The following is a 24,448-nucleotide window of genomic DNA, read 5'->3' as shown; positions in this document are numbered from 1 at the left end:
CTTCTCCTTTCATAACAAAAGGACCACCAGATTGGAGGTCCCTTTATAAATGTTGCATTACTTCACTTCAACCCAACCATTTTTAATTGCTGTGACAACTGCTTGTGTTCGGTCGTTCACGTTCATTTTTTGTAAAATACTTGAGACGTGGTTTTTTACAGTCTTTTCTGAGATGAACAATGTCTCCCCAATTGCCCGGTTGCTTTGACCATCCGTCAACAATTGCAATACTTCGCATTCCCGCTTCGTTAACAAATGCAATGGCCGGCGGATTTCGTGCTGATGGAATGAGCCTTTATGTTCCCGTTCGCTCAATCTGCGATATTCTGTCACTAAGTTATGCGTTACTTTTGGATGTAAATAAGATCCGCCAGCTGCTACGACTTTAATAGCCTGGACAATCGCATCTGCATCCATTTCTTTCAACATGTATCCGAGTGCGCCCGTTTTAAGCGCCTGGGAAACGTATGACTCATCGTCATGAATGGACAATACGATGACTTTTGCATCGGGATATTTGGTCATGAGTTGTTCAGTCGCTTCAATCCCGTTCATCCGTGGCATATTAATATCCATAAGTACTACATCTGGATTATGTTCTTCGTACAAAGTGAATACTTCGCTACCGTCATCGCCTTCTGCTACAATTTCGAACGTATCTTCAAACGCTAAAATACGCTTGACTCCTTCGCGGAATAATTGATGATCATCTACTATTAAGATTTTTGTCATGTTCGTTCCCTCCAAAGCCTCTATTTGCCTATACTATCAGAATTAATTGGAATTTTAAAGAACACGCTTGTCCCTTTATCAACTTCTGAAGTGATTTTAAAATCACCTTTCAATAAGTCGATGCGTTCCTTCATCCCAATAATCCCAAATGATTTTTCTTTTACTTCATTTTGATCGAATCCTGCTCCGTTATCTTTTACAATAGCATTCATCGTCTCACGTAACCATTCAACTTTCACCCATATATCACGACTATTCCCGTGTTTAATGGCATTAGTTACGGATTCTTGAACTAAGCGGAAAACTGCAATTTCAAAGCTCGACTCGAAACGGCGGTCTTCTCCGATACTCTGAAAGTGAATACGAACATCAGGTTCATATTCCATAAGTGTGGATAAGTACTTTTTCAATGTTGGCACCACACCGAGATCATCGATTGCCATTGGACGAAGATCATAAATGATTCGTCGTACTTCATATAATGAACTTCGTACCATTTCTTTTAAATCCTTAAACTCCTCAAGTGCTTGTTTAGGACCTTTTTGCTCATACACTTTTTCAATGAGTCCAGAACGAATGAGCACGCTGGCCATCATTTGAGCAGGTCCATCGTGAATCTCTCTTGAAACTCGTTTACGTTCCTCTTCTTGTGCTTGAATGATCCGAATCGCAAAGTCCTGCTTATGTCTGGCGGTTTCAAGTGCTTCACCCACATCCTTCAAATCTGAAGTTAAATAAGTGACAACAGTGGATACTTGGTTGACGAGTTGATCTGCCCGTTCAATTGTCTCCAACAGTTCTGCCAAGCGACGATCCAAGTCATCGCGTTGAATACGTAATTGCTTTTCTTCCATTCTGTTTACAGACAACCTAACAAGAAGGTCATTTGCAACCTCGTACGCTTTTCGCACTTCTTGTTCCGAGTAATTCACAAAGTTCTTCGAGACATCAGCAAGCCTTCTGCGTGAGTGACGCGTCATTTCTTCAAGGTGATCACCCTCGGTTATTACCCGGGAAATATCTTCCTTAGCAAGGATAAGCTCGCGTTGCATGGATTCAAAACTTCGACGGCTTTGCTCACTGATCATAAAAATGTCATTCTTGGACTGATCCATTACATTCACCATGCTATCAAAGATACCTTCAAGCTTTTGAATATCTATTGCCGCCTTATCCATTGTTCACACTCCCACCAATGCTAAAATCTCATTGTAGAATCCATAGGCTATTGCGATTACATTGGATTCACTATACACTTTATTTAGTATAGCATCTTAATGCCCATAACATATTAAAATTGTATTACAGATTGAGGAGGTCTTGCAATGAGAATGGACTATAAGACCGTGAAACAACAAAGTGAAACAGAAATCGTCATCAATAAATCTCGATTCATCACATCCGTGAAACGTACGGAAACTGAACAAGAGGCTCTTGACTTCATCCAGGAAATAAAACAAGTGCACCCCTCGGCTAACCATAATTGTTCCGCTTATTTAATAGGTGAGCACGATCATATTCAAAAAGCGAATGATGACGGAGAGCCTTCAGGTACAGCAGGTGTCCCAATGCTGGAAGTGCTAAAAAAACAAGGTTTGAAAGATACGACTGTCGTTGTCACTCGTTATTTTGGCGGCATCAAACTGGGCGGTGGAGGACTCATACGTGCATATGGACGTTCAACTTCAGAAGGAGTTGCAGCATCCGGTACGGTTGAGCGAGTACTCCATAGAACTATGTGCGTTACAGTCGACTACACAGCGCTTGGAAAAGTGGAAAATGAAGTGCGACAATCAGAGTGGCCGCTTGAGCATATTGAGTACGGCGAACAAGTAACGTTATTCATATTGGTGCCGATCTCAGGCGTTGAAGTATTCCATACTTGGGTTGCAGATTTAACGAACGGCCAAGGTGAGATTGTTGAAGGTGAACAGAAGTTCTTGGAGTTTTCTGTCTGAAATGGTGTACGCGCTTCCGTAAAGATAGTATACTGTTGATAATTGCAAAAATTTGCAGGTAAAATGCCTATTCGACAGATATTGCCGTTGCTATCATTTGACAGCATCTACTCCACTATGATGGAGTTCGACATTAAGTACTGATTAACGGAGGCTAAATAAAATATGAAACGAAAAGAATATAAAAAAGCCAAAAGAAAATCTTCAAAAACGAGACTTGTTTTGAAGATAGGGCTTGTGTTGACGATTGCGGCTTTTTTGACAATTGCAGCCTACGGAGTCACGCTTCACAAGAAGGCTGAACTCGCTGCAGATAGAGCGTATGAGCCGATTCAAGACCGTGCGGGACGATCCACTGTAAAAGAGAGCAAAGTCCAACCCGCAAAAGACAATGTTTCGGTGTTATTAATCGGCGTGGATGACAGTGATGATCGACAACAGGGGGACAGCAACAGCCGAGCGGATGCATTACTTCTAGCTACGTTGAATCCTAAACAAAAAACGGTCAAACTGCTAAGTATCCCCCGTGATTCTTACGTTTACATTCCAGAAGTGGATTATAAAGATAAAATTACGCACGCGAATGCTTATGGTGGAACAAAGGCAACGATTGAAACTGTAGAAGAAATGTTGGACATTCCGATCGACTACTATTTGAAAGCCAACTTTAACGCGTTCATCGATGTAGTAGATGCACTAGGTGGAGTCGAAGTCGATGTTCCTTATGAAAGAATTGAAAAAGATGAAACAGATGCAGGGACGATTCACTTAATGCCGGGTCTTCAAGTATTAGATGGTCGTCATGCACTCGCACTTGCTCGAACACGTAAACTGGACAATGACATTGAGCGGGGTAAACGTCAACAAATGATTATTCAGGCGATGATGGACCAAGCGAAATCTCCTGCTGCCATTACGAAATTTGGTGATGTGATTGATGCGCTTGGAGATAACATTAAAACGGATATGCAGTATAAAGAGATGTTGTCGTTCTTAGAGTATGCAAAAGGCGGAATGCCATCCGTTGACACGCTGACACTTGAGGGTGATGACGATTGGTCGACTGGTGTGTACTATTGGAAGTTGAACGATGAAGATCTTCAACAGAAGCAGTTGATTCTACAATCTCACTTAGGCTTGATTTCTTCTCTAGCACCTAAAGTAGATGATGAAGCTTCTTCAGACTCTGAAGGAAGTACGAATCGTGTCGTTATTTCCCCTTCAGAAGGTACAGATGTTAATTAAAGTACGAACAAGCAAACGCGAAAGGAATCCATTCCTTTCGCGTTTAAATTTGATTGCATCATCAAAAAAGGCTGTCCCAGGTCTAATTCCTGGGACAGCCTTTTAAAATTATTTTCCAATCATGCGGACTAAATTTAATATTGGACGGTAATTTGTACCGGCAAGACCGATGATTTCTACAAACAATTCGATAGCAAGTAGGATGACGAAAAGTAACAAGATCGCTCCCCATACAGTTGCTTGCGAGAACAATACTGCTGCGATTCCGAAAAGAATGGCAATGCCGTAAATGACGAGCACAGTTTGTCGATGTGAAAAACCTGCGCGCAACAAGCAATGATGCAAGTGGGATTTATCCGGCGCGGTAATCGATTGTTTCATCCGAATGCGTCGAACAATCGCAAAGAATGTATCAGAAATCGGTACTCCTAGCATAATAATTGGGATGACAAGTGACACAACTGCTACGTTCTTAAATCCGAGTAGTGCCAGTACAGAAATCATAAATCCTAAGAACAACGACCCTGTGTCCCCCATGAAGATTTTTGCTGGGTGGAAGTTAAACAGTAAAAATCCAAGTGAACTTGCCGCAAGGATTGCTGCCGTAACAAGTACGAAGGTATTGCCCATGATAAGTGCCATGACTGAAATGGAAATGAGTGCAATTGTCGAAACGCCTGCAGCTAGTCCGTCCAGTCCGTCGATCAAGTTAATCGCGTTCGTCACTCCGACAATCCAGAGGATCGTAATTGGGATACTCAAGTATCCGAAGTCAATTTGTCCAAGAAAAGGTAAGTTAATGAAATCAATTTGTAGATCACCAACAGTCATTACTACAATCGCCGCAACTAACTGTCCTAATGCTTTTGCTTTCGCTGTAATTTCCAGCATATCATCGAAGAATCCAATTGCAATGATGATCACAGCACCAATCAAGATTCCTGCTGCATGCTCATCTTTAGGTAAAAGGATGGCATAGCCGATTAAAAACGCTCCAAATATCGCAAGGCCGCCGATACGCGGCATAACCGCAGCATGGACTTTGCGGTAATTTGGTCTATCAACCGCTCCAATACGGAACGCGAATTTTATGACAAGTGGAGTTAGTATGATGGCGCCGACAAATGCAGCTGCCATTGCAAGGAATAACATGTCCTTCCTCCCTGTGGTACTCAATTTTAGTTAAAGCCTACCGTATTATAACATGCCCACAGAAAGAAAGCACTCTGCGAAACAATTTTTCTATGAGAAAACAAACGGATTTGTTACCAATACCCTTTCTTGGCAAGGGTTAAGCCTATTTTTCAAAACGTTCTTTCAAGCGATTCTAGTCTTTTCTGCTCTAGTTTGATAAAATAGAGTCGTGTCCGTTGAATGGGCAATATAAAGGAGCGTTAACTATATGCTATCCATTTTTAGACGATCAAACCAGACCAGTGATCGACAGCTTAAGAAATATCGAAAAGTCGTTGATCTTATAAATAAATTAGAACAGAATTATGTCGACTTGTCAGATGAGCAACTTGCTGAAAAAACACTTGAATTCAAAGAACGCCTTGCAAATGGTGAAACTGTCCATGCCATTATTCCTGAAGCGTTTGCAGTTGTACGTGAAGCTTCAAAACGTGTTCTACACATGCGTCATTTCGACGTTCAGCTAATTGGTGGCATGGTGTTGACTGAAGGTAATATTGCAGAAATGCCGACGGGTGAAGGGAAAACACTTGTTGCCTCTCTCCCCTCTTATGTACGGGCGCTTGAAGGAAAAGGTGTTCACATCATCACAGTGAATGACTATCTAGCACGTCGTGACTTCGAACAGATGGGACAAATCCATCGATTTCTCGGTCTTACTGTAGGGCTGAACGTACCAATGATGCAAGGACTTGAAAAGAAAGAAGCCTATGATGCGGATATTACTTATGGAGTCGGAACTGAATTCGGCTTTGACTACTTGCGAGACAACATGGCACAGCACATCAGCCAAAAAGTACAACGCCCCTACCATTACGCGATTATTGACGAAGTCGACAGTGTGCTGATTGACGAAGCGAAAACTCCGTTGATTGTTGCTGGTAAGATGCAAGCAGACGCAGATCTGCATATGATTGCAGCTCGTCTAGCGAAACGCTTTAAACAAGGTGTCGACTTCGACTTTGATGATGAAACGAAGTCCACATCGTTAACTGAAACAGGTATTGAGAAGGTGGAAAAGGCGTTTGGTGTTGATAACTTATATGATCTTGAGCATCAGACACTCTACCATTATATGATTCAAGCAGTTCGTGCCTATGTTATCTTCAAACGTGATGTTGACTATATCGTTCGCGACCAAAAGATCGAATTGGTCGATATGTTTACCGGACGGATAATGGAAGGACGTACGTTGTCTGACGGTCTTCACCAGGCGATCGAAGCAAAAGAAGGTCTACCTATCACCGATGAAAACAAAGCACAAGCGCAAATTACGATTCAAAACTATTTCCGCATGTATCCTAGGCTTTGCGGGATGACTGGGACTGCGAAAACGCAGGAACGAGAATTCCGGGAAGTCTACAACATGCAAGTGATCCAAATTCCGACAAACCGACCTCGTCAACGTATGGATCAAGAAGACATTGTCTTTAAAACGATCGACCAAAAATACAAGGCAATGGCAAAAGAAGTAGCTGAGCGTCACAAAGTCGGACAGCCCGTACTGGTCGGAACAACTTCTATATTGCAATCAGAAAAAGTTGTGGAGTATTTAGATGAACACAAACTCGATTATAATTTGTTAAACGCAAAAAGTGTCGAGCAAGAAGTCGATTTAATCTCCAATGCTGGTCAAAAAGGACACATAACAGTTGCAACGAATATGGCCGGACGTGGAACAGATATTGTTCTTGGAGATGGAGTAGAAGATTTAGGCGGATTGTTTGTGCTCGGTACTGAAAAACACGAAAGCCGCCGTGTTGATAACCAGCTACGCGGACGTTCGGGTCGTCAAGGCGACAAAGGGGAATCACGATTCTTCCTATCTCTTGAAGATGATATGTTCAAGCGATTCGCAAAGGACGATATCGAAAAATTTGAAAAGAAAGTCGAAACTGATGAAAACGGCTTAGTACTAAACAAAGATGTCAATGAACTTACAGAACGTACCCAACGAATTGTCGAAGGTGCCCATTACTCGATGCGTGAGTATAACTTGAAGTTGGATGATGTCATCAACGATCAACGTAACGTGTTGTACGGATTACGAGATAATGTCTTGAAACGTAATGACGTGAATGGACTCTTACAAACGATGTTGAAAGAGACGACTGAATTCGTTGTATTCGATAGCTGTCCAGAAGGTGAAACTCCGGATCAATGGGATTTCGAGCAAATTGAGCGGACGATGAACTCATTGCTTCGTATGCCTGTTGAGCTTCCAAGAACATTCGAAAAACCAACGCAAATCGTCAAGTTCTATGCTGTTCCACTCGACGAATTAGTTGCATACATCCAGTCATTTGAGGATAATGAGCAAGTGAACCAAATTATTCCACAAGTGATGCTGAGTCATATCGACACTATGTGGGTCAAGCACCTTGAAGTGATGACACGGTTAAAAGAAGGAATTGGACTTCGATCATACGGGCAGGAAGATCCGATGCGTATTTATCAGCGCGAAGGATTGGAACTCTTCGGGAAACATTATCAAAAGCTGCGCCGCGATATTGCTTCAGAAGTCATTCAGTTCATGAAAATCCTGACAGAACAGCAGGAACTACAATCACAGGAGGTTAACTCATGAAATTTCTTTCATTGTTTAAAAAGACCGAAAAGACAGGTAGCGACAGCACAATCGGCTCTGAAGAACTAATGGCTGGCACTGGTGGTCCAGCTAGTGACGAGGATATCGAAACAGCTTTATCCCTTCATCCTTCATGGGAATTGCCGCAAGAACAGGAATACGTATTCCGTTTCCTCGCGAACGAACTAGAAACTCTCAAACCAAACCAAATTTCATTGTCTGGTATCGATATTGACATCGAACCAGCAACAGGTGATTTTTTGGTCAAAGCATTTTTCCGTTCATCTCTAGACCAGACGATTACGATTGGCGAGGTTGAATTAATGCTTATGGATGAAGAGGGTAAAACACTTGGTTCTCAACAATTCGACTTAAGCGAGCTTGGTGAAATTGCTCCACGAAGCGCCCGACCTTGGGTGTTCGTCTTCACAAAAGACAACCTGTTCGTTGAAGAGCCGCCTAAAGAAAACTGGAAACTTGCGTTCAACGTGCAATCCATGGTTCCTCACAAACTAGAACTGGAAGAATCTTGGGAGACTAGTCTTCCAGTTGAGCAAAAAGCAGCACTTGAAGAAGTTGTCGGCAATTTGCCGAAGTTGAAACCACGTGAAGTGAACATTGCTGGATTCCAAGTCGGGAAACAAGAAGATGGTAGCATTGCAGCGTCCGTATTCATCCGTAATGGACACTCCAAGCAGATTAACATCGAGAAGTTGCCTCTAGAACTAATCGATGCGACGGGTGAAGTCGTTGCGAGCGGTTCGTTCGACATCGGTTCACTTCCTGTCAATGCGAATACAACGAAGCCTTGGACATTCGTGTATCCACTTGAAATGGTTTCTAAAGAGGACCCGGATTTCTCTCGTTGGACAATCCGTGTTCCTCAGCAAAATGCATAAATAATCGATCTCCCGTACAATTTCGGTTGTGCGGGGGTTTTTTGTGTTCAATAAATCTACTCCCCTTCTACTCATCTCGTTGAATTGTGTCTTGTTATCGAGAAACTCTGTATAGTGTCGGAGAAATTCCTATATGTGATGAAGAAATCCTTTATTTGTCGGACAACTACCAAGTTCTGATTGAGAACCCACTCTCCCCCATAAAAAAAGGCTGCCCAAGTGGACAGCCTTCCCTCAAACGTCTTCTATTATAATTTCAAATCTGTAATAACAGTCACATCTGGGTGATCCAGTAAATACGTCACCGGCCACTCCGTTGACACAACACCTGCGAATAATTTTTCAAGCGCTGGGCGTTTCTTCTCTCCGAATGCCGCCACGATGAGCTTTTTAGCTTGCATGATTGAGGAAATCCCCATTGTTAAAGCTGTCACGGGCATTGTTTCATCTTCCGTAAAGTACTGGCTGTTCACAGCAATTGTCGATTCCGTAAGTTCGACAACGTGCGTCACAGATTCTGGAGATGTACCGGGTTCGTTGAATGCGATATGACCGTTCTCACCAATTCCAAGGAACTGGATATCAAGAGGGTTTTCCTTCAACAGTTTTTCGTAGCGTACGCATTCGGCGTCCAGATCTTCCGCCATACCGTTTTCAATATGAGTTTCTTTAAATGGCTTCTTTGAAAATAACAATTCGTTCATGTAATGCGCATAACTATTTTTGTGCGTTGATGGAATACCAATATATTCGTCTAGGTTAAATGCAGTTACGTTCGTGAAGTCAAGATCCGATTCCGTCATTTTTTCATATACCGGCTCCATCGTACTTCCTGTCGCCAGTCCAAGCACATGTAAGTGCCCTGCTACTAATTCTTCTCGTACCAATTCGCATATCTTTTCTGCACCTTGCTCTTTACTATCCACAACAATTGTTTGAATGTTTTCCATGACCATCTACCAACTTTCTTATAGAAGTTTACTTCATTAATTGTAAAGCGTTGTGCCACCTTGGTCAACAAACACACTATACTCAAGCCATTCCCTAATCTTTCTGTCCTACACATGAACTGTCTTGTTCCCATTTCATTTGTCAAAAATGTGGTGAGTCTATGAACAAAGTGTGAACTTCTTGTTCACTACGAAAGTATTAGGGAATTCCCTAGTATTTTAATTTCTCAGATTCAATATGATAAAAGTAGTTCTTATAGATTAAGCAAACACCTATTAAAGGCGGTGAGTGAAATGACAAAAAAGCACGCTAGCAACGATGGTCCTACAACAGAAGCATCTTCCGATTTAAAAGGAACGTTCATCATGGTTATGATTCTCGGTTTACTAATGGTTGGTTCTTGGTTTGGCGCTTATTGGCTTTTCATTTCAAGATAACGAGAGAAGAAGAAGGAGGCAGAGATTATGCATCTGCACAAGTACGAGAAGGTTTGGCTCACGTTTGGCATGGCATCATTAGTTATTTTTCTTTTAGTTATAGGATTTGCAGCTTTTTGGAAAGGAACTCATCCACAGAGTCACTTAGAAACAATCGATCAAAACAATGTGGAAGCACATGATTCGTTTAAACCTGAAAACTTAGGTCTGACAGAAGTCGCAGACGGTAAATATAAAGTCAACATGGTCGCATCTGCGTTCAACTATGATTTCGGTGTGGACAAAGATGAAAAACCAGTCAAAACAATTCGTGTCCCACAAGGTTCCACTGTTCTCTTTACAATTACTTCTAAAGACGTGGTCCACGGGTTCCAAGTAGCCGGAACGAATGTCAATATGATGGTTGAACCTGGTCATATTAGCCGCTACGAAGCGGTTATGAAAAATAAAGGCGAATTCACAATCGTCTGTAACGAATATTGCGGCATCGGTCACCACCAGATGTTCGGAAAGGTAGAGGTGTATTAATATGGACGGAACAGAAAATAACCTTCGCTTATTCCCTAAAAAAGATGCACGACTCTACATGTCATTCATGTATGTCACGTTTGTTTCATTGCTCGTCGGTGGACTTATGGGTCTCCTTCAGACATTTGTCCGGTCTGGAAAGTTCACACTTCCCTTCAACATTAACTACTACACGATACTAACGGTTCACGGTGTGATTCTTGGACTTGTCTTGACAACATTCTTCATCATCGGGTTCCAGTTTGCTCTCATGGGGAAAACAGTCGGAATTTCAGATAAGCAACGGAACGTCGGTTGGATTTCATTCTGGATGATGCTCGTCGGTACAGTCATGGCTGCAGTCACAATCCTAGTTGGCCAAGCTAACGTACTATATACATTCTATGCACCACTTGCTGCACATCCGGCATTTTATATAGGTCTTGCGCTCGTAATCGTCGGAAGCTGGATTTCCGCATTTACAAACTTCCGTCAGCTGTATGTATGGAAGAAAGCTCACAAAGGTGAGAAGTCACCGTTACTTGCATTCATGGTAATCATTAACATGCTTATGTGGGTAATTGCATCCCTCGGAGTCGCGGTTTCAGTAGTTATTCAGTTCATCCCTTGGTCACTCGGGTATACAGAAACCATCAACGTGCTCGTCAGCCGTACATTGTTCTGGTACTTCGGTCACCCACTTGTGTACTTCTGGTTGCTCCCTGCTTACATGGCGTGGTATGCAATCATCCCGAAAATCATCGGCGGAAAACTATTCAGTGATTCACTTGCCCGTCTAGCGTTCATCTTGCTGTTGTTGTTCTCGATTCCAGTCGGGTTCCACCACCAGTTGACAGAGCCAGGTATTGATCCGACTTGGAAGTTCATCCAAGTAGTACTTACAATGATGGTTGTTGTTCCTTCATTGATGACCGCATTCTCGATCTTTGCGACGTTTGAAATTACAGGACGCAAAAAAGGGTTCAGCAGTCTCTTCGGTTGGTTCAAGAAATTGCCATGGGGCGACGTACGATTCTTCGCACCATTTGTCGGAATGGTTGCTTTCATCCCTGGTGGCATTGGCGGTATCATCAACGCGTCTCACCAGATGAACGCACTTGTCCACAATACGATTTGGGTGACAGGTCACTTCCACTTGACAGTTGCGACAGCAGTTCTTTTGACATACTTCGGGATTGCGTATTGGCTCGTCCCTCACTTGACAGGACGTCGCTTAACGAAGCAAATAAACAAACTCGGAATCATCCAAACGATTATCTGGGCAGTAGGTATGACGATTATGTCGACAGCAATGCATATCCAAGGACTTCTTGGCGGCCCACGACGTTCTGCGTACTCAGAATACGCAGGTGGTGCACAGGTCGATACTTGGGTTGGCTATCAGCTTGCTCAGGCTGTCGGTGGAACAATTCTATTCATCGGTATCTTGCTCATGATCTATATCTTCATTAAGTTGACATTCTTCGCACCTCGTGGAGTAGAAGAATTCCCGATTGCTGCTGAAGATGAAAATGCCCAAGTTACACCTAAAATTCTTGAAAACTGGTATTTGTGGGTTGGCATTACGATTGCACTTATCGCGTTTGCGTACACGATACCTATGATCGATATTATCAAGCACTCTCCACCTGGATCCGTTCCATTCAAATGGCCAATTGGAAGAATGTAAAAAAGATCCGGATTGTAAGCGATTTTGCTTACAATCCGGATCTTTCATTTTACGCAAGTTGTATGGGTAGGTGTAGAAAAGGAAATCTTGGTGACGCGAGCAACCATCTATTCAACTCTTCGATAGGTACTGGTTTACTGAAATAGTATCCTTGAATTTCGAAACATCCTAGCTCCTCTAATCTTTTCATCTGACCAAGAGTTTCTACCCCTTCAGCTACCGTGTGCATGTGTAGGCTCTTCGCAAGTGTTAAAATCGCACGGACAATCGCACGGCTTTTCGGATCGGTTTCGATATTTGTAACAAATTGACGATCAATCTTGACTTCCTGTATTGAAAAACGTTGTAAGTAAAGGAATGCAGAATACCCCGTCCCAAAATCGTCAATCGAAATAGGAAAGCCCAATTCCTGGACTTTTTGTATTTGGAGTTCTACTAGCTTAGAATCTTCAATGGCGACATTCTCGGTGATTTCAATAATCAGTTTTGCAGGGGTGATGTTATATTCCTGTATACATCTGTATAAAAATTTAGGAAATTGATAATGTAGGAAGTGTCTAGGTGAAATGTTTACAGAAATCGTCAATGATCCCAGACCCTGCTGCTCCCAACTTTTCAATTGTTGGCACGCCTGACTCACTACCCATTCATCGATTTGTGTAATGAGGCCAGTCGTCTCTGCGATTTCTATGAACGCAGCAGGTGACAGCATTCCCTTATCAGGGTGTTGCCAACGAATGAGCGCTTCGACTCCCGTCACTTTGTGAGTCAAACTTTCAACTTGAGGTTGGTAAAACAGACGGAACTCATTCATGTCCAGCCCTTTTCCTAAATTCATCTCCGAATGCATTTCCTCTTCCCACTGTTCATACATAAGGGGTTCGTAGACCGCGCGCGTCTTTCGGTTCCCCATTTTCTGTGAAGAATCGAGTGCGATTTTAGCGGCCTGAATTCCTTCGTACGCATCGGTTACATGCTGCGGATAGAGAGACACCCCGTAACTAAATGTCAAAAATAACTTCTGGTCTTTAATCATAACAGGTTTGCGTAACTCAGAAAGAATGTGCTCCATGGTATTTTCATCTTTTTCATGATTATCGTTGTGTTCAGTGAATATGATGAAATGATCAAAAGCGATTCGCGCAAAAATGGAACCCTCCGGAAAAAGTGAACGCAATCGATTTGCTATTTTCTTCAAGGAAATCTTTGTTCCTTCAGGGCCAAGCACGCTTTGAATCGAAGTGAACTGATCAATTTTCATATACAAAAATGCTCCATAAAGCTCATTTCCTGTCTTATGTAACTTATCATTCACTTTTTCAATGAACGCATTCTCATTGTCGATGCCTGTTAATAAATCCGTATAGGCTAATTCGTGAACACGATTTTCCATTTCTATTCGATTTAGACGGTCGAAGACAAATGACAGCATATCTGCAATTGCTGCGATGAATACTTCGTCCAGTTTCGACCAGCAACGTCTCTTTACTGTTTCACAGCAAAGAATCCCTCCGATTCCTCGGCTCATAATGATGGATGCATCAAGTAAAGAAGTAATCGGAGTGCCTACGAGATAATTACTCGGTAGGGATCGAAAGGCTTCGTTTGTAGCGATGTCATCTACAGAATTGACCCGTTGACTAGTGATCGCTTCAAAGTATAACTTGGCATTATTGAAATTGAGTTCACGAACGATAGGAATAGCAATTGAATCAGTAGCATATGTCAAATGCTCGGTTAGGACCGTTTGATCGTCGTTAAACAACCAGATACTCACCCGATCAGCCTGCATAATCGTTGCAATATTTTCACAGAGCTCGTACAAAACATTTTTCATGGATTCGGGAGTAAGCTCCAATTGCTTTGCTTGCTTAAATAATTGCTGTTGTTGTTCCTGCATTCTCGCTATGAATTCTGTCAGGTCTTCCTTGGATCTTTCCATGCTTAAGCACCTCCTCAAAAGGATTTAATAGTAGTATCTATTGTGCTTTCATGATTGTTCTTACCATTTCTTACTATTATTATGTAATTCGACAAATTAACTAATTCACCTTCAAAGTTTTCAGTAAACTCTGTGCATTTTTCCAAATTAGTTTGCTATACTAGTAGTGAACCACTATTCATTTTTAGGAGGTTGGGAAATTTGGTAATCGACTACGAAAAAAATCTTCAACAAACATGGAAAGAAATTGAGCGGCAACTGAACGATAATTCCGCGCCTATACAAGGCTTGGATGTGAGTTATGGTTTTAATTTGTCTGGGGATGAAGCTAGAAATTATGTATTAGTATTTGCAGATAATAAGGCAAGCGTTCTTACAAAAGAGACCGACGAGGCGGATTGTACGTTGACGATGAAGGTCGAGGATTTCTACAAGTTACTTGCAGGTAAACTAAACACCACAACAGCTTTCATGATGGGGAAACTAAAAGTAAAAGGCAGCCTCGGTCTTGCGCTCAAACTGGAAAATATTTTGACACAATATCGTTTTTAATCACTTCTCATTATTATTATCCGAAGTACAAATGATGAATTTATTTAACGATACACCATTGATTGGAGCGGAAGGCGACTACTCCTGGGGGATAAGCGTAGATCGAAGACCCCCGACTGAGCAAAGCGTTAGGAGCACGAGGCTGCCTTATTTTCTGCAAAGAACGCAGAAATACGGCCAATCGAACTCTTCGTGGTTCGATTGGCTGAAACCAAGCCCCTCGGAAAGTGTCCGTCTGTAGCGAAAGCCGTAGCGTAGGGCGGCTTTTGCGAGCAAAAACAAAGCGTTGGGAGCATATCTTTGCAATAATCAACACCGTTTATCCTCCATCTACAAAGAAAAAGACGCCTCCTCAAAAATGAGAAGACGTCTTTTGTATTTTAAACACCAATTAGCGTGCTGAGAATCCACCGTCGATTACGAGTTCAGCGCCAGAGATGTAAGAAGCTTCATCAGAAGCTAAGAACATTACCGCGTTACCTACGTCTTCAGGTTGTCCAAGACGAGCAAGTGGTGTCATTCTGATAAGGCCTTCGAGTGCTGCTTTAGAAGACTCAAGGTTTGCGACCATTGGAGTTTGGATAACGCCTGGGAATACTGCGTTTACGCGGATTCCGTCTTTACCGAACTCAGCTGCAGCTGCACGAGAGATCGCACGAACTGAACCTTTAGAAGCTGCATATGGGTTGTAGCCCATACCAACTAGCGCTGTGTAAGAAGAGATGTTAACGATTGAACCTTGTCCAGCTTCCTTCATGTAAGGAACTACTGCGCGCATACCAGCGAATGTACCGAATCCGTTGATGTCGTGAAGACGCTGCCAGTCAGCAATTGTAATATCGTTCATACCTTTTTCAGTAGAGATACCTGCACAGTTGATAAGGATATCAAGTTTACCGAACTTGTCAGCAGCCGTTTTTACAGCTTCTGCCCAGTTGTCAGCATCTGTTACGTTAAGCTTTACGTAGTCAACGTTTTCAACGCCGTCCCATTTAGCTTTAAGTGCATCTGTGTTAATGTCTGCAGCGATGACTTTAGCGCCCTCAGCTGTGAACAATTTAACCATCATTTCGCCCATGCCTGAAGCTCCACCTGTAATAAATGCTACTTTATCTTGCATTCTACCCATTTTAACCGCTCCTTTGTATGTGTATAATAAGATTTAACATCTAAATAATACTCCTATATTTGACACATTGCAAACAACGACACTCCGCTAAAGGTGTTTATTTTTTCAAATAAATACCAACTTTCAATTACTAATTCCTCTTAAATATCCATGGCTTTCCGACAACATCTTATGCTTTAAAACTTGCACGTTTCAGCGTTTCTGCAAGAATTTTGGCGCCTGTTACGAGAGCATCCCGATTGAAGGTCATCGCTGGATGATGCAACCCTGGTCCTAAATCAGCCCCCAATCCTATCATCGTTGCTTTCAACTCTGGTTTGCGTATTGTATAGAAGTGGAAATCATCACTTCCTGAAGTGACAACGTCTGCTGCAAGCCCCTCTTCACCAAGCACCTCAAGAATCCCTTCTCGTGCGATTGCGACAGCTTCATCTGACACTTCGGCTGCCGGCGTATAGTCTGTCCATAATAAATCGATTTTAGTAGTGTAAAGTTCTGCAATCTGCTGAATGCCTGTGTCGACCCGTTCCTGTAATTGTTGTAACACATCGTTTGACTGCGCGCGGATATCTAATCCAAACTTCGCTGAGCCAGGAATAATGTTCAAACTTTCTCCACCGGCTTGAACGTGCGTCAATTTCACTGAATACGCTTCATATGGTGAAAACAGCACCGTCTTCAAAAATTGACCGATTGCAAGTAATGGATCAATGGCATTGATCCCTTGATGTGGACGCGCCCCATGTGCATCCACGCCACTAATCGTTCCTTCTACAAAGTAAGCAGCACCGTGACGAATCGCAGCGGAAGCTTTGCCTAACGGGAGCTCTTCTTGAGGTCTCAGATGAATGCCAAACATGTAACTCACTTCATCTACAGCTCCGCGGTCAATCATCGCATTTGAGCCATTCCCTTTTTCTTCTGCTGGTTGGAAGATGAAGCGAATTCTGCATCCCAAGTTTTCTTCCTTTAAATAAGTGAGTGCTCCTAACACCATTGCCATGTGACCATCATGACCGCAGGAATGATTCGCTTGGTAAACACCATCAACCTCTTGCCAAAGGGCATCGATATCTGCGCGTACCGCTATGACTGAGTCCCCTTCTCCGATTTCTGCAATAGCTCCAGTGACATCTTCAAATGTCTTATAAGGAACATCCATCTCAGTTAAAATGCGTGCAATTTCCTTTGTCGTTTCTTGTTCTTTCCAACTCACTTCCGGATTTGCATGGAAGTGTTCGAACCAATTTCTGATTTGTTCTGTGACAGCCATTCCCTTATCCCCCTTTACCGTGTACGTTCTGTTTCCCCATATATCTTCAACATTTTCTCCAAAATCATCTCATAGGAATGTTCATGAACGATTTCTTCTCTCTGAGCAACATTACTTGCTTCATCAGCAGAAAGTGCTTGAAGTAATCCTCCTGCAAGACTTTCCACATCACGTGGTGGCACCAGAATCCCAGCATCATCCGCTAACAAATACGACAATCCTCCAACGTCAGATGCAACTACAGGGGTGCCCGAAGCCATCGATTCAAGGGCAACAAGTCCAAATCCTTCATGGTAGGAAGGGAGCGCTAGAACATCCGCTGCTGCTAGCCACTTAGCAAGTTCATGCTGAGTTTTCGTGCCTTCAAAGTGTACACCTTCAATTTGGTGAGTCGTAATGTACTGTTTGACCTCTTCTACAAAAGTAGCTGACTTTGAAGAGCCTAATAGATGTAGCGAAACTTCTGGTAAGGAATTTTGTATAGACGCGAATGCCTGTACTAATTCAAGAACCCCTTTTTCCCGGATCAAGTTGCCTATAAATAAGATTACACGCTCACTCTTCGGTAAATTTAGTTCATCACGTACCGCATTTCTAGCTAAAGGATGAAATACTGTCCGGTCTACTCCCATACTCATCACTGTTACATTTGTTTCAGATACGCCGAAGTTTGTAACAACTTCTTGTTTCAGACGTTCCCCAACTGTAACTACATGAGATGCTTCCTGAAGAATTGTTTGAGTTAGCCCAGCAATTCGCGCGCTCTTTTTCGCCATTTTGTCGATATCCCCGCCATGAACCGTCACGACGTAAGGAAGTTTAAACAAACGTTTTCCTATTAATGAAAGAAGTCCTGTCGGAAACGCATAGTGAGCGTGCGTTAATGCGAGTTTCCGACGATTCCCCATTAGATAAAGAACCGAGCTAGCAAGCCATTTCCCATATTTTAATAGAGATTGCACTTTACCGCCTTTTGGATTATCAATTACTTTTACATCTACCATGACGCCTGATTTTTTAAGTAGTTCAACTTGGTTTCTAACAAAAATCCCGTACGTTGGGTGTTCCGCAGATGGATACATATTGCTAAATACTACAATTTTTTTCATGTCAGCTCCGTTCTGCCAGATTCCACATAATAGGTCCAGCATTTCAATACGTTTGGTTACAAAGATACAGTAATTTCGTGTTTTTTTCACGTTTCATAGCAATTTCGCACAAAAATAAAAACGCTTCCATCGGAATTATTATCCGATAAACAGCGTTAAATCAGTCTTTTATACATGAAGCGACCATTTGTAACATCATTGTAATATAACTGTAACGGAAATGAGGTTTATCCTATGCTAAGATATTCACAGATAAAGACACTGTCCTTGATACGGTGCGAAAGGGGAAACTGAGAACTTATGAAACTGAAACGTCTCTTGGCATTTGGAATCGCCAGTTTAGTAATTTCAACGTCCGTACCGTCTATGGCTTCTGCTGCAACACTTTCTGCAACTGACTTGGTAAGTACAGCTAAAAATTACATAGGTACACCTTATCGTTACGGGGGAACAACTACTTCCGGAATCGATTGTTCAGCATATACACAACTCGTTTTCAAAAAGAGTGGATCTTCTCTACCACGTACAACTGGACAACAATACCAAAAAGGTAAATCCGTTTCGAAAAGCAATTTGACTACTGGCGATCTTGTCTTCTTCAACACAAGCGGCCGCGGTGTCTCACACGTCGGAATCTATATCGGTTCTAGCAAATTCATTCACGCGTCAACTAGTAAGGGTGTTACAATTTCATCTCTTAACGATCCCTATTACTGGAAGAGCCGTTATGTAGGCGCAAAACGTCCTGCTACATTTGGTGAAACATCTGTTGCTTCAAAACCAACACCAACTGTAACTTATGCAACACGTGGACAAGTCGCTAACATCGTTGTTAAAACACTAGGTCTTCACAGAACTGGTAGTGATATGAGTTTCTCTGACGTTAACTCAAAAACACCTTACTATAACGAAATTATGGCTGCTGCTGAAGCAGGTATCTTTAGTGGAAGCAACAGTGGTAGATTTAATCCAAATGATCCGTTGACTCGTTCACAAATGGCGAAAGTACTTACGGATGCATTCGAACTTTCTACTTCAACTGAAGTTCCGTTTAAAGACGTCCCTTCTGATTACTGGGCATTGAAATATGTTGGTGCTCTCTATTCAAATCATGTAACGGCTGGTTACACAAATGGAAACTTCGGTGTTGACGATAAAGTTAAAATCCAGGACATGCAACGCTTTTTGGACAACCTTAAATAATATTAGCGAACGTGGAACTCTCTTACTATAGAGAATTCCACGTTTTTGTTTTATTAAACTTATTTTCGGAAATTATTTACTTTGTCTGATTTCATTGCATAGCAAAAGCGCATTCCCCTCATCATATGCGGGGAATGCGCTTTTTATGATTCTTTATACTTGAAATCTACTAACCTCTTGTTGGAGCTCGTCTGCGAGGCGTGTAAGGCTTTGTGCGCTCGCACTAATCTCTTGGCTTACTGCGAGCTGTTCTTCCGTTGCTGAGCTTGTTTCCGTCGCTGAAGCAGCAGCTTGTCCGATTAACCGTTGAACTTCACGTGCTCCGTCTGTTACTTCATCTGCCATAGCTTGGATCTCTTCAATTGCTGCAGAAACCGTTTCAACCTTTTCGGATACATCCCCTACTGCTTGTTGGATGTCTTTGAATACCGCGTTGGACTCCGCTGTTGCTTTCATGCCATTTTTAACTTTTTCACTTCCGGTTTCAATCGATTTCGTTGCTTTCTTTGAGTATACTTGAATGTCACTGACCATAGTTCCAATCTCTGATGCAGACTTCTTGGATTGCTCTGCAAGTTTTCGGACTTCATCTGCAACAACCGCGAATCCTTTTCCTGCATCTCCTGCACGAGCTGCTTCGATCGCTGCGTTAAGGGCCAACAAGTTCGTTTGCTCAGCGATTCCTGTAATAATAGCCGTCACTTTTTCAATTTCAGAAGAGTGATCTGCCATCTCTTTCATGATTGTCGCAGTTTCTTGTATCGTTTCCCGAATGGTTTTCATCTCTTCGACGACCTCATCCATAGATGCCGAGCCTTTACCAACAAGTTGTGTAACTGCTTCTGCAGACCGTAACATGTCCTCATTGCTTTCTGAGATTTCTCCAACCCCAACAGACAGCTCATTCATGGATTGTGTAGATTGGTCTGTTATCCGCTGCTGACGCTCACTGCCCTCGAGTTGTTTTTCTGCAGTACTTGCGATTAACTCCGACGACGCCAAGCTTTCTTCAGAGCTTGCGGATAACTCCTCGGATTGCATTGCCAACTGTTCCGCAGAGACGTTAATTTTGCGGATCATGTTTGCTACATCTGCACCCATTTTATTGAACGCGACCGCCATTTCTCCGATTTCGTCTTTGCTACGCACGACGAGTGGATCGATGGAGAAATTCCCATCCGCAATTTGGTGTAGCCCTTCCGTTACGATGCCAACAGGTTTCGTGATTGAGCGGCTAATGCGTTGAGAAATCAGGATACCTACCACTACTGCGATGATTATGATTGCCGCAATGATGATCGTCAGTTGCGTCATCATCTGATTGACTTCTTTTCGTTTCTTTTCTAGTTCTTTGTATTGGTTATCTTTAATCGTATCAGCACGTGTCATAACAACATTTCCAACATCCTTAGATGCTTCTGACATCCATTTTGCGATATCATCTTTCCCTTGTTCCAAGTTATCGACGATATTATTTTGAAGAGTCATCGACTTTTTGTTCGAGTCAACAAGCGCTTCGTATTCTTTCTTCATTTTAGCGCCTTTCATCATCTTCCCTAACTCTTGGATGAGTTGCTCAGAACGTTCGTAGTTTTCTTGACGTTCGTCAAGTAGCGTTTCATCCTGATAAAGCAAATATCCTCTAATTTTACTTTGCATTTGTTCTTGTTTCAGTACGAACTCGTCTACAATATCCACTTTATGCACTTCATTATCGAGCATATGCCTATAATCACTATTCAATTTTAAAAGTAACAGAATGCTAGCTACCCCAATTACAACTAGCAACGCAAGTAATAAGCCAAACCCTTTTCGTAACTTCCCAGCAATTGTTCGTTTCACCCATTCCACCCCGATTTTATCTCTTTTTTCAGAAACGACGAACTTTACCAATCGTCTGAATAATTATGACTAGTTCGATTATATCTGTTAATTAAGAATAAATCACTACTTTTCGACCACTTTTAAAAATTCATCATTCCCGTAATGCCCATTTTTTTATGAGAGCATGAAAAAACCACGCAAGCATAGCACTCGCGCGGTTTCCTAATCATCTGTTGACGATGAACCTACCGTTTCTAAAAAATGATACTATCTGCTAAGGTTTCGCAACTCTATTATTTTTTTACAATCTATTGTCTCTTCCGCTTTGCAATCATTTCCCGTACTGTATTAGGGTTGGGGCCTCCAGTGATACTTCGGCGTTCAACGAAAACTACAGGATCTATAATTGCCTGCCAGTCTGTTTCAGATAGAGCTACATCTTCTAACCATTCATTGACAAGCTCCACAGGTAATTCATATAACTCTTTCTGAAGCGTCATAGCACGTTTAGCAACAATAGCCGCTTTACCATGTGCTTGACGAAACGAAATGTCATAGTCTCTAGATAACATATCCGCGAGTTCAGTAATCGTAATCATATTCTCTCTCGCTTGTTGATGGGCATGTTCCTTATCGAATTCCATTGTGATCATGACAGCATTCAACAGCTTCAAAACTCGATCCGCTTTCTGAAACCCCTTATATAAATGTGGTTGTAAATCATCTTCAGTATCATTGATATCACCAAAAGGAGTGTTGTGAATCATGTGTAGCACGGCAAGCCCTTCGGCTAGAGCACTCGAAGCAAGGGAACGCGAGTGTTCAAGCGACACCGGATTGCGTTTCTGTGGCATAATACTACTGATTTGCACGTATGCATCGGAAACACGTAATAGCCCCACTTCTTTAGATGCCATCCGCAAGAGCTCTTGCACCCACCGACCGATGTTGGTCATCAAACTGATTAAACTTTGTGCAGCTTCCAGCAAATAGTCACCCGCACCAATCGCATCATAAGAATTCTCAACCAATCCTTCGAAATTTAGTAATTCTACCATTCGCTCTCGACTAATCGGGAATCCTGTTGTCGTTATTGCAGCTGCTCCCATAGGAGATTGGTTGACAACCGTCCTTGCTCGTTCCAGACGCTCAATATCCCGGTAGAGCCCGTCATAGATCGCTACAAGATAATGTCCGAATGTTGTAGGTTGGGCAGGTTGTGTATGCGTATGGGCAGGCATAACGGTTTCAACATGATACTCAGCTTGACTCAAAAGTGTGGACGCCAATGTTTCTGCTAAGTCAATCGTATCTTGCAAGTGCTCCCGTAACACAATGCGATACATGGCTTCTCCCATGTCATTACGACTTTTAGCAATGTGCATTTTCCCTGCTAAATCGTCACCGATCATGTCTCCGATTTTAGATTCTACTAGGAAGAATAGGTCTTCATATGCTGCTGTATAAATGAAATCAGCTTTATCCATATTAAAAATTTCTTCGATTGCCTCTAACACTCTTTCAGCCTCTGCCTCTTTTATAATGTTCTGTTCTGCAAGCATAATCGTATGTGCACGATGTACCGCAAGCATTGCGTGAAATAAATGCTTTTTTTGAAGTTCGAACAGCGGTTTTAGTAGGACTTCAGAATATGTTTGTCCAGGAAATGACTTCCCATCGTCTTCTTCAAATTTCTGCTTTTCTTCATTCATCTCCCCACCTCATTCAATTCATTTCCATGGCTATCTATGGGTAATATCCAACTATGTCCTCTAGTATATGGTTTATTGTCCGGTTGGAAATGGGAGATGCCTAGTGAACTAGAAAATAACCCTCTCTATTATGAGAGTTATAAATCTTAAAGCGCTAGATGGGCCAAATAACGAAAAAAGCATTGGAATCCACTTGTGGAATCCAATGCTTTCATTTTGTTTTTTAAATTTAAAACTTCTACATTAGACTAGGAGTTCTTCTCATTTCACAGACAATGAACTCAATGTTTCTTGCAGAACGGCCACTGCCTCTTCAACCACCACTTCATAACCACCATTTCGCAAAGCTTGGCCAATTTTTCGGATAGCAGTCTCCAGCATTTCTGGAGTCGTATTTCCCATATGACCGATCCTAAAAGCTTTTCCAGCGAGATGAGCAAGTGCACCGGATAAGATTACGCCTTCTTTCGCAAGCTCTGCACGGAACTTCGCGTCGTCTACTCCTTCTGGATAGTAGATGCAGCTAAGAGTTGGTGCAGCGTCTTTTTCTTCAGCCAGCGGCACCATCCCATAAATTCGTAATGCGGAACGGACCGCACGTCCATAAGCTTCATGCCGAACGTAACGTTCATTGAGACCTTCTTCTTCAACAATACGTAATCCTTCTTCAAGCGCGTAGATCATATTGACAGGTGGTGTTGCAAAGTATTTTGATGGATCATGCATGACAGGAATCCAGTTGTGGATATCACAATAGTAGGCAGATACCGATTCCATTTCGTTACGTGCTTTAAGTGCAGCATGGCTAAATGCTACGATGCCAACGCCTGGAGGGACTCCAATTGCTTTTTGCGAACCCGTTAAGACAATGTCAATCGCTGTGTCCGGACCTGCATAATTGTGTAGCATATCCTCCGGCATAGCCGTGGTTGCACATACCCCGTCAACGATAGCCAAGGCACCATGCTGTTTAATGAGGGGAATTAGTTCCACTAGGTTCGCTTGAACACCAGTTGACGTATCTGCGTGTGTCACAGTAACTGCTTTGTATTTGTTTTTCTCTAAATGCTCTTTGACATGCTTCAAATCCACTTGCTTGCCCCACTCTGCCTGCAGCAGATCAATTTGAATCCCGAATGCTTGCCCCAGTTTAATAAAGCGATCTCCGAAATAACCATGGCTGATGATCAAAAGCCGCTCACCAGGTGCAATCGTATTTACGAGCGCCATTTCCATTGCAAGTGTTCCAGATCCAGCGACGATAAATACTTCCCCATCCGTATTCAAAATTCGCTTTGTACGCTCAATGGCAGATTTAAACCGGCTTACAAATCGTGGATCTGTATGTGCACGAGTTTCCTCCCCCAATGCATCGTAAATGGAATCGACGACCGGCGTCGGTCCAGGTATGAGTAACAAATCTTCATTTCTCAATCAAATTCCCCCAATAATCAGATTGTTGTGCTTACAAAATTTCGACATGGTTCTAGGAATATCCTTTATT

Annotated in this window: 20 protein-coding genes; 9 read left to right on the top strand and 11 right to left on the bottom strand. The window is 42.4% G+C overall.

Annotation, left to right across the window (positions count from 1 at the left end; genetic code table 11):
• Positions 1-57: 57 nt before the first annotated feature.
• Together N693_RS0116730 and N693_RS0116725 are read right to left on the bottom strand one after the other, a co-directional pair.
• Positions 58-732, bottom strand: a complete 675-nt coding sequence (locus tag N693_RS0116730; RefSeq protein WP_025785977.1) for a response regulator transcription factor — start codon at positions 730-732, stop codon at positions 58-60.
• A 20-nt stretch (positions 733-752) separates the two neighbouring features.
• Positions 753-1,910, bottom strand: a complete 1,158-nt coding sequence (locus tag N693_RS0116725; RefSeq protein WP_025785976.1) for a sensor histidine kinase — start codon at positions 1,908-1,910, stop codon at positions 753-755.
• Between the two features lie 147 nt (positions 1,911-2,057).
• Here N693_RS0116725 and N693_RS0116720 point away from each other — a divergent pair, with 147 nt between their 5' ends.
• Positions 2,058-2,690 (top strand): YigZ family protein, encoded by a 633-nt coding sequence (locus N693_RS0116720; RefSeq protein ID WP_025785975.1) that lies wholly within the window; start codon positions 2,058-2,060, stop codon positions 2,688-2,690.
• A gap of 165 nt (positions 2,691-2,855) precedes the next feature.
• Positions 2,856-3,935, top strand: coding sequence for an LCP family protein (locus tag N693_RS0116715; protein ID WP_025785974.1), 1,080 nt, complete (start codon positions 2,856-2,858; stop codon positions 3,933-3,935).
• A gap of 108 nt (positions 3,936-4,043) precedes the next feature.
• Here the strand turns inward: N693_RS0116715 and N693_RS0116705 are convergent, their stop codons facing one another.
• Positions 4,044-5,087, bottom strand: coding sequence for a glycosyltransferase family 4 protein (locus N693_RS0116705; RefSeq protein ID WP_025785973.1), 1,044 nt, complete (start codon positions 5,085-5,087; stop codon positions 4,044-4,046).
• Between the two features lie 250 nt (positions 5,088-5,337).
• Here N693_RS0116705 and secA2 point away from each other — a divergent pair, with 250 nt between their 5' ends.
• Positions 5,338-7,716, top strand: coding sequence for an accessory Sec system translocase SecA2 (secA2, locus tag N693_RS0116700; RefSeq protein WP_025785972.1), 2,379 nt, complete (start codon positions 5,338-5,340; stop codon positions 7,714-7,716).
• Positions 7,713-8,615, top strand: a complete 903-nt coding sequence (locus N693_RS0116695; RefSeq protein ID WP_025785971.1) for an accessory Sec system S-layer assembly protein — start codon at positions 7,713-7,715, stop codon at positions 8,613-8,615. The genes secA2 and N693_RS0116695 overlap by 4 nt, the downstream gene beginning before the upstream one ends.
• Before the next feature lie 248 nt (positions 8,616-8,863).
• On the opposite strand, the gene N693_RS0116690 is transcribed toward N693_RS0116695, so the two are convergent.
• Complete coding sequence (locus N693_RS0116690; protein WP_025785970.1) at positions 8,864-9,556, bottom strand: glucosamine-6-phosphate deaminase; 693 nt, start codon at positions 9,554-9,556, stop codon at positions 8,864-8,866.
• A 303-nt stretch (positions 9,557-9,859) separates the two neighbouring features.
• On the opposite strand from N693_RS0116690, the gene N693_RS20315 reads away from it, so the two are divergent.
• The 3 genes from N693_RS20315 to N693_RS0116675 are packed head-to-tail and all read left to right on the top strand — an operon-like array spanning position 9,860 to position 12,200.
• Positions 9,860-10,003 carry a cytochrome c oxidase subunit 2A gene (locus N693_RS20315; protein WP_156028957.1) on the top strand — a complete coding sequence of 48 codons (144 nt, stop codon included), beginning with the start codon at positions 9,860-9,862 and terminating at the stop codon, positions 10,001-10,003.
• A gap of 27 nt (positions 10,004-10,030) precedes the next feature.
• The gene (locus N693_RS0116680) at positions 10,031-10,531 is read left to right on the top strand and encodes a cytochrome c oxidase subunit II (protein WP_025785969.1); all 501 of its coding nucleotides are present in this window, start codon (positions 10,031-10,033) and stop codon (positions 10,529-10,531) included.
• 1 nt (position 10,532) lies between these two features.
• On the top strand, positions 10,533-12,200 hold the full coding sequence (locus tag N693_RS0116675) for a b(o/a)3-type cytochrome-c oxidase subunit 1 (protein ID WP_025785968.1): 1,668 nt from the start codon (positions 10,533-10,535) through the stop codon (positions 12,198-12,200).
• A 49-nt stretch (positions 12,201-12,249) separates the two neighbouring features.
• Here the strand turns inward: N693_RS0116675 and N693_RS0116670 are convergent, their stop codons facing one another.
• Positions 12,250-14,142, bottom strand: a complete 1,893-nt coding sequence (locus N693_RS0116670; RefSeq protein ID WP_025785967.1) for a bifunctional diguanylate cyclase/phosphodiesterase — start codon at positions 14,140-14,142, stop codon at positions 12,250-12,252.
• 201 nt (positions 14,143-14,343) lie between these two features.
• Here N693_RS0116670 and N693_RS0116665 point away from each other — a divergent pair, with 201 nt between their 5' ends.
• The gene (locus N693_RS0116665; RefSeq protein WP_025785966.1) at positions 14,344-14,694 is read left to right on the top strand and encodes an SCP2 sterol-binding domain-containing protein; all 351 of its coding nucleotides are present in this window, start codon (positions 14,344-14,346) and stop codon (positions 14,692-14,694) included.
• A 391-nt stretch (positions 14,695-15,085) separates the two neighbouring features.
• Here the strand turns inward: N693_RS0116665 and N693_RS0116660 are convergent, their stop codons facing one another.
• From N693_RS0116660 to N693_RS0116650, 3 genes are all read right to left on the bottom strand, one after another.
• The gene (locus N693_RS0116660) at positions 15,086-15,823 is read right to left on the bottom strand and encodes an SDR family NAD(P)-dependent oxidoreductase (protein WP_025785965.1); all 738 of its coding nucleotides are present in this window, start codon (positions 15,821-15,823) and stop codon (positions 15,086-15,088) included.
• A gap of 169 nt (positions 15,824-15,992) precedes the next feature.
• Positions 15,993-17,096: an amidohydrolase gene (locus tag N693_RS0116655; protein WP_025785964.1), complete on the bottom strand. Its 1,104-nt coding sequence runs from the start codon at positions 17,094-17,096 to the stop codon at positions 15,993-15,995.
• A gap of 14 nt (positions 17,097-17,110) precedes the next feature.
• A complete protein-coding gene (locus N693_RS0116650; RefSeq protein ID WP_025785963.1) occupies positions 17,111-18,205 on the bottom strand; it encodes a glycosyltransferase in 1,095 nt (364 codons plus the stop codon).
• A gap of 300 nt (positions 18,206-18,505) precedes the next feature.
• Here N693_RS0116650 and N693_RS0116645 point away from each other — a divergent pair, with 300 nt between their 5' ends.
• Complete coding sequence (locus N693_RS0116645) at positions 18,506-19,408, top strand: C40 family peptidase (RefSeq protein WP_025785962.1); 903 nt, start codon at positions 18,506-18,508, stop codon at positions 19,406-19,408.
• Between the two features lie 153 nt (positions 19,409-19,561).
• On the opposite strand, the gene N693_RS0116640 is transcribed toward N693_RS0116645, so the two are convergent.
• From N693_RS0116640 to N693_RS0116630, 3 genes are all read right to left on the bottom strand, one after another.
• Positions 19,562-21,250, bottom strand: a complete 1,689-nt coding sequence (locus tag N693_RS0116640; RefSeq protein ID WP_156028956.1) for a methyl-accepting chemotaxis protein — start codon at positions 21,248-21,250, stop codon at positions 19,562-19,564.
• A 290-nt stretch (positions 21,251-21,540) separates the two neighbouring features.
• Positions 21,541-22,944: an argininosuccinate lyase gene (gene argH / locus N693_RS0116635; protein ID WP_025785960.1), complete on the bottom strand. Its 1,404-nt coding sequence runs from the start codon at positions 22,942-22,944 to the stop codon at positions 21,541-21,543.
• Between the two features lie 261 nt (positions 22,945-23,205).
• On the bottom strand, positions 23,206-24,378 hold the full coding sequence (locus tag N693_RS0116630; protein WP_025785959.1) for an alanine--glyoxylate aminotransferase family protein: 1,173 nt from the start codon (positions 24,376-24,378) through the stop codon (positions 23,206-23,208).
• Positions 24,379-24,448 lie beyond the last annotated feature (70 nt).

Source organism: Sporosarcina sp. D27, from assembly GCF_000586555.1.
Classification (GTDB): domain Bacteria; phylum Bacillota; class Bacilli; order Bacillales_A; family Planococcaceae; genus Sporosarcina.
Note: the sequence above shows the minus strand (reverse complement) of the source record. Positions and strands in the feature narration are given on the sequence as shown.

Excerpts from the sequence above, each read along its gene's own strand:
- N693_RS0116730 (WP_025785977.1), bottom strand. The coding sequence starts at position 732 with ATGACAAAAATCTTAATAGTAGATGATCATCAATTATTCCGCGAAGGA.
- N693_RS0116725 (WP_025785976.1), bottom strand. The coding sequence starts at position 1,910 with ATGGATAAGGCGGCAATAGATATTCAAAAGCTTGAAGGTATCTTTGAT.
- N693_RS0116720 (WP_025785975.1), top strand. The coding sequence starts at position 2,058 with ATGAGAATGGACTATAAGACCGTGAAACAACAAAGTGAAACAGAAATC.
- N693_RS0116715 (WP_025785974.1), top strand. The coding sequence starts at position 2,856 with ATGAAACGAAAAGAATATAAAAAAGCCAAAAGAAAATCTTCAAAAACG.
- N693_RS0116705 (WP_025785973.1), bottom strand. The coding sequence starts at position 5,087 with ATGTTATTCCTTGCAATGGCAGCTGCATTTGTCGGCGCCATCATACTA.
- secA2 (WP_025785972.1), top strand. The coding sequence starts at position 5,338 with ATGCTATCCATTTTTAGACGATCAAACCAGACCAGTGATCGACAGCTT.
- N693_RS0116695 (WP_025785971.1), top strand. The coding sequence starts at position 7,713 with ATGAAATTTCTTTCATTGTTTAAAAAGACCGAAAAGACAGGTAGCGAC.
- N693_RS20315 (WP_156028957.1), top strand. The coding sequence starts at position 9,860 with ATGACAAAAAAGCACGCTAGCAACGATGGTCCTACAACAGAAGCATCT.
- N693_RS0116680 (WP_025785969.1), top strand. The coding sequence starts at position 10,031 with ATGCATCTGCACAAGTACGAGAAGGTTTGGCTCACGTTTGGCATGGCA.
- N693_RS0116675 (WP_025785968.1), top strand. The coding sequence starts at position 10,533 with ATGGACGGAACAGAAAATAACCTTCGCTTATTCCCTAAAAAAGATGCA.
- N693_RS0116670 (WP_025785967.1), bottom strand. The coding sequence starts at position 14,142 with ATGGAAAGATCCAAGGAAGACCTGACAGAATTCATAGCGAGAATGCAG.
- N693_RS0116660 (WP_025785965.1), bottom strand. The coding sequence starts at position 15,823 with ATGGGTAGAATGCAAGATAAAGTAGCATTTATTACAGGTGGAGCTTCA.
- N693_RS0116655 (WP_025785964.1), bottom strand. The coding sequence starts at position 17,096 with ATGGCTGTCACAGAACAAATCAGAAATTGGTTCGAACACTTCCATGCA.
- N693_RS0116650 (WP_025785963.1), bottom strand. The coding sequence starts at position 18,205 with ATGAAAAAAATTGTAGTATTTAGCAATATGTATCCATCTGCGGAACAC.
- N693_RS0116645 (WP_025785962.1), top strand. The coding sequence starts at position 18,506 with ATGAAACTGAAACGTCTCTTGGCATTTGGAATCGCCAGTTTAGTAATT.
- argH (WP_025785960.1), bottom strand. The coding sequence starts at position 22,944 with ATGAATGAAGAAAAGCAGAAATTTGAAGAAGACGATGGGAAGTCATTT.